This window comes from Burkholderia reimsis (assembly GCF_003294055.1).
GTDB classification, from domain to species: Bacteria; Pseudomonadota; Gammaproteobacteria; order Burkholderiales; family Burkholderiaceae; genus Burkholderia; species Burkholderia cepacia.
Genome location: NZ_QMFZ01000085.1, coordinates 1 through 10,430, shown reverse-complemented (window position 1 = coordinate 10,430; position 10,430 = coordinate 1). Strand labels below are relative to the sequence as shown.

Below are 10,430 nucleotides of genomic sequence, written 5' to 3'. Positions count from 1 at the left end.
CGCCCGCGCCGACCGAAGCGGCCCCCGCTGCGCCCCTCGATCCGGGCCCCGCGCCCGACCGCTCGCGCGTGCGGACGTTCGCACTCGACAGCCGCGTGCTCGAATACCGCCTGAAACGCTCGGCGCGCCGTACGATCGGCTTCACGATCGACGGCAGCGGGCTGTCGATCACCGCGCCGCGCTGGGTCACGCTCGCCGACATCGAAGCCGCGATCGCCGAGAAACAACGCTGGATCTTCGCGAAGCTCGCCGAGTGGAAGACGCGCACCGAGCAGCGCGCGCTGCCGCAGATCGACTGGCGCGACGGCGCGCAGCTGCCCTATCTCGGCAAGACGGTGACGATCGCGCTCGGCGCGGGCGCCGTCGCATTCGACGCCGATGCGTTGCGGCTCTCGCTGCCGCTGCCCGTGCAGGCCGACATGCAGCAGATCAAGGATCGCGTGCAGGGCTGGCTGCAGGGCGAAGCCCGGCGGATCTTCGGTGAACGCCTCGCGGTGTACGCGGAGAAGCTCGGCGTCACGTATTCGATGTATGCGCTATCGTCGGCCGCGACGCGCTGGGGCAGTTGCTCGAGCGACGGCAAGATCCGCCTGAACTGGCGGCTGATCCATTTCCCGATGTCGATCATCGACTACGTCGTCGCGCACGAGCTGTCGCACCTGCGCGAAATGAATCACAGCCCGGCCTTCTGGCAGACCGTCGAGTCGATCTTCCCCGAGTTCCGCGAAGCGCGCCACACGCTCAAGCATCACCCGCCCGAGCTGCTGCCGTCGCTTTGACGCGCACGGCTTCGCCGCCAACGAAAAAGGGCGATGCGGGTCACTCCGCATCGCCCTTTTTTGCCGCCGCGCACATCACACGCCACGGCCCGGTTCATCCGGCGCTCAGTGCGCCTTTTTCTGAATGAATTCGATCTTGTAGCCGTCCGGATCCTCGACGAACGCGATCACGGTCGTGCCGTGCTTCATCGGGCCCGCTTCGCGCGTGACCTTGCCGCCTTGCGCCTTGATCCTGTCGCAGGCTGCGTACGCATCGTCGACTTCCAGCGCGAGATGGCCGAAGCCGTTGCCGAGATCGTAGGCCGGCGTATCCCAGTTATGGGTCAGCTCGATCACGGTGCCCGTGCTCTCGTCCTTGTAGCCGACGAATGCGAGCGTGAACTTGCCTTCCGGATAGTCGTCGCGGCGCAGCACCTTCATGCCGAGCAATTCGGTGTAGAACTTGATCGAGCGGTCGAGATCGCCGACTCGCAGCATCGTATGCAGAAATCGCATGTGTTGTACTCCTGTGGGGACTTTCCAGAACCGGGAACTCTACCAGAGTCGGGTGAACTTCGTCGGGGGCGCCTGGCTGGGGGCGCCTGGCCGGGGGCGCCCGGCGGGTAACGCCTGCCGGCGCAAGGGCAACGGCGGAACACAACACGACCCTGCTCGCCCGCCCACCGTGCGGATCGGGTAACATCCTTCCACCTCGCACCAAAAACGGGCATGCGACCCACCGCCCGAACGCGACCACCCACTCCCCCTTACCGCCACACTGCCGTGCGACACCGCCGATTCGAGCGCGCCGGATGCGCCACCCTCCCGATCCCGCAGCCGCCGCACCGAACCGGCGCGGTTCGCCGATGAGTGCACTCGCTGCCCCCGTGCGCCGCGCGCTCGACATGCGCGCCGTCGGCCTGATGCTGCTGCTGTGCGCGATCTGGGGCTTCCAGCAGGTCGCGATCAAGAGCACGAACGCCGCGATCGCGCCGATGTTCCAGGCCGGGCTGCGCTCGGTGATCGCGGCGGCGCTGCTATGGGGCTGGGCCCGCTCGCGCGGTACGCCGCTGTTTCAGGCGGACGGCACGTTCGGCGCGGGCCTCGCGGCCGGCGCGCTGTTCGCCGGCGAATTCATCTGCGTGTTCTTCGGGCTGACGCTGACGAGTGCGTCGCACATGGCGATCTTCCTGTACACGGCGCCGTGCTTCACCGCGCTCGGCCTCCACCTGTTCGCACCCGGCGAACGGCTGCAGCGCACGCAGTGGGCCGGCGTCGGCCTGGCATTCGCCGGCATCGCGCTCGCGTTCGCGGACGGCTTCCTGAAACCGCGCGCGCCGGGCGCCTCCGTGCTGGCCGGGCTCGCCGGCGACGCGCTCGGCATCCTCGGCGGCGCGATGTGGGCCGCGACGACCGTCGTCGTGCGCTCGACGGCGCTCGCACGGGCGAGCGCGAGCAAGACGCTGTTCTACCAGCTCGCGGTATCGGCGGTCGTGCTGGTCGCGCTGGCCGCACTGTTCGGCCAGATGTCGTTCGCGCACGTCACGCCGGTCGCGGTCGCGAGCCTCGCGTACCAGTCGGTGATCGTCGCGTTCGTCAGCTACCTGTCGTGGTTCTGGCTGCTGACGCGCTACAGCGCGTCACGTCTGTCCGTCTTCACGTTCCTGTCGCCGCTGTTCGGCGTCGCGTTCGGCGTGCTGCTGCTCGGCGAATCGGTCGGCTGGCGCTTCATGTCGGCGGCCGCGCTCGTGCTGACGGGCATCGCGCTCGTCAACGCGCCGCCGCGCCGACGCGCGTAACGACACCCGGTGGCCGCCCGGCATCGACGAAAACGGCGCGGGGAAAATGAAAAAGGCTGCCCGACTGGGCAGCCTCGTGAACCTCGAGCCGGCGTGCGACGCGCGCATGACGCACGCGCTGCCGTTACTCAGCGGCCTTGCGCACCTTCGCCAGCGCCTGCGCCACGCCGACGTATTCGGCCACGCTCACATCCTCCGCACGGCGCGCGAGATCGAAGCCGAGCGCATCGAAATCGATCGTCTCGCGATAGTCGCCGAGCGTATTGCGCAGCATCTTGCGGCGCTGCGAGAACGCCGCGGTGACGATTTCGCCGAGCAGCCCGGGATCGACATCCGGCAGTTCGTGCGGCTCGTACGGAATCATCCGGACGATCGCCGAATCGACCTTCGGCGGCGGCTGGAACGATTCCGGCGGCACGTCGAGCATCTTTTCCATCACGTAGCGGTACTGCAGCATCACCGACAGACGCGAAAACGCCTTCGTGCCCGGCTCCGCGACCATCCGTTCGACGACTTCGTTCTGCAGCATGAAGTGCTGGTCGATGACCGCGTCGGCGAACGTCATCAGATGAAACAGCAGCGGGCTGGAAATGTTGTACGGCAGGTTGCCGACGATCCGCAACGACGGCTTGTCGCCAGGTGCCGCGAGCGAGCGGAAGTCGAACGCGAGCGCATCGCCTGCATGCAGTTCGAGCAGCGCGCCGAAGCGTTGCTGCAGGCGCCCGATCAGGTCGCGGTCGAGCTCGACCGCATGCAGCGGCGACTCGGGCGTCGCGAGGCGCGCGATCAGCGGCTCGGTCAGCGCGCCGAGCCCGGGGCCGATCTCGACCATGCGCTGGCCGCGCGCGGGGCCGATCGTCGCGACGATCGAGTCGATCACGCCGTGATCGACGAGGAAGTTCTGCCCGAAGCGCTTGCGCGCGAAATGGCCTTGGTGCTGTCTGCTGTTCGACATCGACTGAGTAAAACGAAAAATACGACGAATGAGGTAAAGCCGGGCCGCGTCAGGCGGTGCGGCGATGGCGCGCCATCGTGACGGCCGTGTCGAGCGCGGCGATCATGCTGCCCGGATCCGCGCGGCCCGTGCCGGCCAGATCGAGTGCCGTGCCGTGATCGACCGACGTACGGATGATCGGCAGCCCGAGCGTCACGTTGATGCCCTCGCCGAACGTCGCGTACTTCAGCACGGGCAGGCCCTGGTCATGGAACATCGCGAGCACGCAATCGGCATCGGCGAGGTGGCGCGGCTGGAACAGCGTGTCGGCCGGATACGGGCCGCGCGCGTCGATGCCCTGCGCGTTCGCGCGGGCCAGTGCCGGCGAGATCACGTCGATCTCCTCGCGGCCGAGATAACCGTTCTCGCCCGCGTGCGGGTTCAGGCCCGTCACGAGAATGCGCGGCGCGGCCAGACCGAAGTCGCGCCGCAGGTCGCGATCGATGATCGCGAGCGTCTCGACGAGCCCGTCGACCGTCAATGCGGCCGACACGTCCTTCAGCGGCAGATGCGTGGTCGCGAGCGCCACGCGCAGCGGCCGGTGGCCGGTACCGGCCAGCATCATCACGACACGCGGCGTATGCGTGCGCTCCGCCAGGTATTCGGTATGGCCGGTGAACGGCACGCCCGCATCGTTGATCGTGCTCTTCTGCAACGGCGCGGTGACGATCGCGTCGTACCGGCCCGCCAGCGCACCATCGATCGCCGCGTCGAGCAGCCCGAGCACGTAAGGGCCGTTCGACGCGTCCAGCCTGCCCGCCTGCGCGGGCACGGCGAGCGCGTGATGCGCGACCGACACCGGCCCGCTGCCCGCCAGCGTGGCCCGGTCGGCGCCGACGGCCGCCGCGCGCGCGTCGAGCAGCGCCGCATCGCCGAGCACGGTGAAATGCGCGTCGGGCCAGCGCTGCGCGGCATCACGCAGCGCCTGCACGGTCAGTTCCGGGCCGACCCCCGCGGGTTCGCCGGTCGTGATCGCGATCTGCAGCGCGGGCGTGGTCATCGGAAGCTCGCTCAGTTCGCCGGGCCGACGCCGCCGATCTTGTACTGCACGTACGACGAATCGCGCAGCTCGCGCAGCCAGTCGGCATACGCCTGCTCGGCCTTGCGCTGGCCGATCGCCTGACGCGCGATATCCATCTGCTGCTGCACCGAACCTTCCGCTTCGCGGCGGCCCAGCACCTGGATCAGGTGATAGCCGTACTCGGTGCGGATCGGCTGGCTGATCTGGCCGTCCTGCAGGTTGTTCATCGCGCGCTCGAATTCCGGCACGGTCTCGCCCGGGCTGATCCAGCCGAGATCGCCGCCCTGCGACGCCGAGCCGTCCTGCGAATACGTGCGCGCGAACTTCGCGAAATCGCCGCCGGCCTCGACCTGGTTGCGGATGTCGGCCAGTTGCTGGCGCGCCTGGCCTTCGGACTTGCCTTCGCCCACGCGCAACAGGATGTGGCGCACGTGCGTCTGGACGATCTTCGGTGCCGCGGCCGACGCGCCCTGGCTCTGGCGACGATCGACGAGACGCACGATCTCGAAGCCGTCCGGCACGCGGATCAGCGTCGGGTTGACCTGGCCCGGGCGCAGCTTCGATGCGGCGTCGACGACGTCGGCCGGCAGCGCGCTCGGCGACTTGAAGCCGAGGTCACCGCCCTTCTTCGCGTCGTTCGCTTCCGAATTGTTCTTCGCGAGCTTCTCGAAATCGGCACCCGACTTCGCCTGCTGCAGCAACGCGTCAGCCTTCTTCTGCGCGGCTTCGATGTCGGCCTGCGGCGCGTTGGTCGGTGCCTTGATGAAGATGTGCTGGAAGCGCAGGTCCTGCTGCTGCGACGCGTTCGGCCCGCGCTGGCTCGCGATGTAGTTCGCGACCTCGGCGTCCGACACGGTGATCTTGCCGTCGACCTCGCGCTCGCGCAGCTTCGACAGCATCAGTTCGGTGCGCGCGTCGCTCGTGAAGATGCTCCAGGGCACGCCTTGCGCCTCGAGACGCGCGCGGTACTGGTCGAGCGTCATGCCGTTCGCCTGCGCGAGGCGCTGCAGCGTGGACTGTACCGTCGCGTCGTCGATGCGGATCCCGTCGTCCTTGGCCTTCTGCACCTGGATACGCTCGAGCACCATCTGGTTCAGCACCTGCGCGCGCAACTGGTCGGTCGGCGGCACGGGGGCGTTCTGCTGCTGCAGCCGGCGCGCGATCAGGCCGGCACGCTGGTCGAGTTCGCGGCCCGTGATCACGTCGTTGTTGACGACCGCGACGACTTCGTCGGCGAGCTGCGCACCTTGCGAACCGAGCGCCTGCGCCGCGGCCGGCGCAGAGGCGAGCAGCGCGGCGGCCGCAGCGAGGCTGGACACGACTGCCGCGAAACGAAGGGTTTTCTTCATTGCCACTGGAACTCCATTGAAATCGTGCTGACCGGTGCAGACAAGCCGGCGTTACTCGTAGTTGCTGAAGCGGGACATCGGCGGCGGCGGCGGCGGCAGCGGCGTGTAGCCTGGCACCCCGGCGCGGAACGCGGACACGAGGCCGTTGTCGATGGTCGACAGGCCCTTGAGCGTGAGCTGCATCATGAAGCGCGTCGACGAATTCTGCTGCCCGGACGAATTGATGCCGTTCGCCGCCCGCTGCACCCCGACCCCGAGCGCCCAGCAATCCGCGTCGTATTGTAAGCCGACCAGACCGTCGACCACGCGATCGCCGGCGAGATCGTAGTTGAAGCGGCCGATCGCATACAGGCGGCGCGTGAGCGGCCATTGCGCGGACACCAGGAACTGGTTGATCGGCTGGTTGTCGAGCGTGGGCGTCGCCCGCGTATAGCGGTAGCCGACGTTGATCACCTTGCGCTCGCCCGGGCTGTAACCGAACCCCACGCTCGACTTCGCAAGCTGGTTGTTGTTCTGGTTGTACTGGAACGCCGTTTCCGACATGAAGCCCGAGCCGAGCTTAAACGAAGCGCCGACGATCAGGTCCGAATGGCGCGCCTGCGCGGCCGGCTGGGTGGAATTCAGCGTGACGCGCTGATCGGCGAAGTAGTACTGCTGCGCGATCACGAAGCGCGCGCGCTCGTCGCCCGTACGCGGATCGATGAAGCGAGACGTGAGCCCGGCCGTGATCCGGTTCGCATCGGCGATCCGGTCGTTGCCGACGTACGTGTTCGGCTGGTAGATCTCCGCGAGGCCGAAGTCCGAATCGACGGTGTCGAACAGCGGTGCGTTCGACTGGTTGCGATACGGCGTGTACACGTAGTACAGGCGCGGCTCGAGGGTCTGGATGAAGTCCTGGCCGAACAGGTGCACCGATCGGTCGAAGACGAGGCCCGAGTCGAAGCTCACGGTCGGAATCGACTCGGTGAAGCGCTTCGGGTTGTTCGGCGTGGTCGACGACAGGTAGTTCAGGTCGTACGACGCGAAGTGGTACTGGACCTTCGGCACGACGAAGTAGCCGGGGCCGTACACGCCGTACGCGATGTACGGATTGAAGACGACCCGGTCGCCTTCGGTCGAATCGGCCGTCGTGATGCGGAACCGGGAATAGTCGGCTTCCGCACCGAAGTCGAACCCGCCGACGTTGTACTTCGCGTACTTCACGTTCAACTGCGGCTCACGGCTGTACGGCGCGATCGACTGCGGCAGCGTCTGCCAGTGCTGGTAGCGCGCGAGCACCGACCACGGGCCCTTGTTGTACGTGAGGCCCGCTTCCTGCTGGTACAGCGTCTGCGTCCCGTTGATGAACTGGTTCGACGAACCCAGTTGTTCGGGATACAGATTGTCCGAGACCTTGTTGTAGTAGACGTAGCCGCCGAAACCGCCGCCGAAGTTCTGCTGGTGCTGCCAGTAGATCGCGTAGCGGTTGCGGTGCTCGAGCCGATCATCCGGCAGGTAATTGGCCGTGAATGTGCCCGAATACGACGGCGACAGGTAGCGGAACGTCGCCTCGGTCATCACGCCGCGCCGCGAGATGATGCGCGGCGTGAGCGTCAGGTCGCGGTTCGGCGCGATGTTGAAGTAGTACGGCAGCGTCAGCTCGAAGCCGTTGCTCGAGTTCACCGAGAACGTCGGCGGCAGCAGGCCGCTGCGCCGCTCGCCCGACAGCGGGAACGTCATCCACGGGCTCGCGAAGATCGGCACGCCCTGGAAGAACAGCACGCCGTTGCGCGCGGTGCCTTCGTCGGCGCCCGTATCGAAGTCGAAGCGGCTGCCCTTGATGTACCACGCGGGGTTCGTCGAGCACTGGCACGCGGTATACGTACCGTTGACGAACACCGAGCGCTCGTTGTCGACCATGTCGACACGCTCCGCGCTGCCCGAGCCGCCCGTCACGTTGAAGTGATACTTCGGCGCCGTCATGAAGCCCTGGTTCGCCTCGATCTTCAGGTGCGCCTCGGGGCCCGCGAACGACGTGCCGGAATTGATCACCCTGACCTGGCCGTACGCATCGGCCATGTCGGTATCCTGATCGTAGTGGATCGCGTCGGCCTTCACGACGGCGTCACCGCGCCGCAGCTCGGCCGAACCCTTCGCGGCGAGATCCTGCTCGGCCGTGCCGCTCGTGTGGTCGGCGATCACGAAGGCGGCCGGCTTCGCGCCCTCCTTCAGCGGGCGATCCTCGAGCTGGGGCGCGAGACGCAGATCCCACGGCGAGTCGAGCGGCTGCGGCTGCGCGGCCGCGCCCGACAGCTGCGCGTACGACACGGCCGGCACGAGGCCAGGCACGGCCAGGAGCGCGAGCGCGAGCCGCCGTTTGCGCGGCACCCCGTCACCGGGGAAAACATTCGGGAATAGCGGTTTGGGCGGCATCTATCGTTTGGCGAATCGCCCCTTGTCAACCGCGCCGTCGCGGCACATTCGCGCACGGCGGGCCGCGCCGTCGCACCGCGACTGCGGCTGAGCGCAAACCGGGGGGGCGATCGGGTGGCGGCGCGACAGGCGGCGGGCCTGCACGGCGGAAAGCTGACGCGGGGTGCGTCAAAAAAGTCGTGGGGTATTATATGGCAAGACGTTCCCCCCTCCTCCGAGTTTCATGACGCCCCCATCCGCCGCATCCCAGCCCGACGCCCGCCTCGAAGCGCTCACCGCGTGGCTGCACCCGCTCGCCGAGCGCTACGCGCTCGACCTGTCGACCCTCGCGCCCGCATCGTCGGACGCCAGTTTCCGCCGCTATTTCCGGATTGCGTCGGCCACGAGCGCCGGCGGCACGCTGATCGCCGTCGACGCGCCGCCGCCCGAGAAGTGCCGCGAGTTCGTCCAGGTCGCGCAGTTGCTCGCCACGGCCGGCGACCACGTGCCGGACGTGCTGGCCCACGATTTCGACGCGGGTTTCATGCTCGTGACCGATCTCGGCCGCACGCCGTACATCTCGGTGCTCGATCCGGCGGACCCGGCCGCCGCGAAACCGCTGATGCGCGAAGCACTCGACGCGCTGATCCGCTTCCAGCTCACGTCGAAACCCGACGTGCTGCCGCCGTTCGACGAGGCATTCCTGCGCCGCGAGATGGAGCTGATGCCCGAATGGTTCGTCGGCCGCCACCTCGGCAAGCCCGTCACCGACGCGATGCGTGGCACGCTCGACCGCACCTTCGCGCTGCTGGTCGCGAGCGCCCACGCGCAGCCGCAGGGTTTCATGCTGCGCGACTTCATGCCGCGCAACCTGATGGTGTGCGAGCCGAACCCGGGCATCCTCGACTTCCAGGACGCCGTCTACGGGCCGCTGACGTACGACGTCGTGTCGCTGCTGCGCGACGCCTTCATCAGCTGGGACGAGGAGTTCGAGCTCGACTGCTTCGCGTACTACTGGGAAAAGGCGAAAAAGGCCGGGCTGCCGGTCGATCCCGATTTCGGCGAGTTCTACCGCCAGCTCGAATGGATGGGGCTGCAGCGCCACATCAAGGTGCTCGGCCTGTTCGCGCGCATCAACTACCGCGACGGCAAGCCCCATTACCTGAACGACCTGCCGCGCTTCATCGCGTATGCGCGCAAGGTCGCGCTGCGCTACCGCCCGCTCGTGCCGTTCGCGAAGCTGCTCGACGAGCTCGAGGGCAACGCGCCGGCCGACGTGGGCTATACGTTCTGATCGTTCCGACTCTCCTGACACCCGGCCGAACATGAGCACCACCCTGACGACGGCGATGATCTTCGCCGCCGGGCGCGGCGAACGGATGCGCCCGCTCACCGACACCCGCCCGAAGCCGCTCCTCGAAGCGGGCGGCAAGCCGCTGATCGTGTGGCAGATCGAAGCGCTCGCACGCGCGGGTATCGAGACGATCGTGATCAACCACGCGTGGCTCGGCGAACAGATCGAGGCCGCGCTCGGCGACGGGTCGCGCTGGGGCGTGCGGCTCGCGTACTCGGCCGAAGGCGAGGCACTGGAAACCGCGGGCGGCATCGCGCAGGCGTTGCCACTGCTCGAGCGCGACGGACAACCGGCCGTGTTCGCGGCGGTCAGCGGCGACGTGTACTGCGCCTTCGACTACCGGACGCTCGCGCCGCGCGCCGCCCGGATGGCCGCGCTCGATGCGCCGGCGATGCACCTCGTGATGGTGCCGAACCCGCCGTTCCACCCGGCCGGCGACTTCGCGCTCGGCGACGACGGCCGCCTGGCGCTCGACGGCGCCGCGCGCTTCACGTTCGGCAACATCGGCCTGTACGACACGCGGATGTTCCGCGATCTCGCACCCGGCACGCGGCGCGCGCTGACGCCGTACTATCGCGCGGCGATCGAAGCCGGCCGCGCGAGCGGCGAACTGTACGAAGGGTTGTGGGAGAACGTCGGCACGCCCGCGCAGCTCGGCGAGCTCGACGCGCGGCTGCGCGCCGCGATCACCTCGTCGCGGGTCGCGCTCGGCCGGCCGTACGCGATGTTGTAGTAGATCGAGTCGTTGAACAGCACGGTGTCCT

General features: G+C 68.0%; 9 protein-coding genes. 4 read left to right on the top strand and 5 right to left on the bottom strand.

From position 1 onward, the window contains the following. A partial coding sequence (locus DPV79_RS40995) for a M48 family metallopeptidase (protein ID WP_133295798.1) occupies positions 1–779 on the top strand: 779 nt, incomplete at its 5' end. Between the two features lie 105 nt (positions 780–884). Here DPV79_RS40995 and gloA read toward each other — a convergent pair. Then, positions 885–1,274, bottom strand: a complete 390-nt coding sequence (gene gloA, locus DPV79_RS40990; RefSeq protein WP_113048128.1) for a lactoylglutathione lyase — start codon at positions 1,272–1,274, stop codon at positions 885–887. Positions 1,275–1,624: 350 nt separating this feature from the next. Here gloA and DPV79_RS40985 point away from each other — a divergent pair, with 350 nt between their 5' ends. Continuing rightward, on the top strand, positions 1,625–2,557 hold the full coding sequence (locus tag DPV79_RS40985; protein WP_059699921.1) for a DMT family transporter: 933 nt from the start codon (positions 1,625–1,627) through the stop codon (positions 2,555–2,557). Between the two features lie 124 nt (positions 2,558–2,681). On the opposite strand, the gene rsmA is transcribed toward DPV79_RS40985, so the two are convergent. The 4 genes from rsmA to DPV79_RS40965 are packed head-to-tail and all read right to left on the bottom strand — an operon-like array spanning position 2,682 to position 8,333. Beyond that, entirely contained in the window at positions 2,682–3,512 is an 831-nt protein-coding gene (gene rsmA, locus DPV79_RS40980) for a 16S rRNA (adenine(1518)-N(6)/adenine(1519)-N(6))-dimethyltransferase RsmA (protein WP_027789169.1), read from the bottom strand. A gap of 49 nt (positions 3,513–3,561) precedes the next feature. After that, positions 3,562–4,551: a 4-hydroxythreonine-4-phosphate dehydrogenase PdxA gene (pdxA, locus tag DPV79_RS40975; protein WP_113048127.1), complete on the bottom strand. Its 990-nt coding sequence runs from the start codon at positions 4,549–4,551 to the stop codon at positions 3,562–3,564. An 11-nt stretch (positions 4,552–4,562) separates the two neighbouring features. After that, positions 4,563–5,921 (bottom strand): peptidylprolyl isomerase, encoded by a 1,359-nt coding sequence (locus DPV79_RS40970; protein ID WP_027789167.1) that lies wholly within the window; start codon positions 5,919–5,921, stop codon positions 4,563–4,565. Positions 5,922–5,972: 51 nt separating this feature from the next. Further along, positions 5,973–8,333, bottom strand: a complete 2,361-nt coding sequence (locus DPV79_RS40965) for an LPS-assembly protein LptD (RefSeq protein ID WP_048025969.1) — start codon at positions 8,331–8,333, stop codon at positions 5,973–5,975. 223 nt (positions 8,334–8,556) lie between these two features. Here DPV79_RS40965 and DPV79_RS40960 point away from each other — a divergent pair, with 223 nt between their 5' ends. Together DPV79_RS40960 and murU are read left to right on the top strand one after the other, a co-directional pair. Continuing rightward, complete coding sequence (locus tag DPV79_RS40960) at positions 8,557–9,606, top strand: aminoglycoside phosphotransferase family protein (RefSeq protein ID WP_059495427.1); 1,050 nt, start codon at positions 8,557–8,559, stop codon at positions 9,604–9,606. Between the two features lie 31 nt (positions 9,607–9,637). Next, complete coding sequence (gene murU / locus DPV79_RS40955) at positions 9,638–10,399, top strand: N-acetylmuramate alpha-1-phosphate uridylyltransferase MurU (RefSeq protein ID WP_113048126.1); 762 nt, start codon at positions 9,638–9,640, stop codon at positions 10,397–10,399. Positions 10,400–10,430: the final 31 nt, after the last annotated feature.

Excerpts from the sequence above, each read along its gene's own strand:
- rsmA (WP_027789169.1), bottom strand. The coding sequence starts at position 3,512 with ATGTCGAACAGCAGACAGCACCAAGGCCATTTCGCGCGCAAGCGCTTC.
- DPV79_RS40985 (WP_059699921.1), top strand. The coding sequence starts at position 1,625 with ATGAGTGCACTCGCTGCCCCCGTGCGCCGCGCGCTCGACATGCGCGCC.
- DPV79_RS40960 (WP_059495427.1), top strand. The coding sequence starts at position 8,557 with ATGACGCCCCCATCCGCCGCATCCCAGCCCGACGCCCGCCTCGAAGCG.
- gloA (WP_113048128.1), bottom strand. The coding sequence starts at position 1,274 with ATGCGATTTCTGCATACGATGCTGCGAGTCGGCGATCTCGACCGCTCG.
- DPV79_RS40970 (WP_027789167.1), bottom strand. The coding sequence starts at position 5,921 with ATGAAGAAAACCCTTCGTTTCGCGGCAGTCGTGTCCAGCCTCGCTGCG.
- pdxA (WP_113048127.1), bottom strand. The coding sequence starts at position 4,551 with ATGACCACGCCCGCGCTGCAGATCGCGATCACGACCGGCGAACCCGCG.
- murU (WP_113048126.1), top strand. The coding sequence starts at position 9,638 with ATGAGCACCACCCTGACGACGGCGATGATCTTCGCCGCCGGGCGCGGC.
- DPV79_RS40965 (WP_048025969.1), bottom strand. The coding sequence starts at position 8,333 with ATGCCGCCCAAACCGCTATTCCCGAATGTTTTCCCCGGTGACGGGGTG.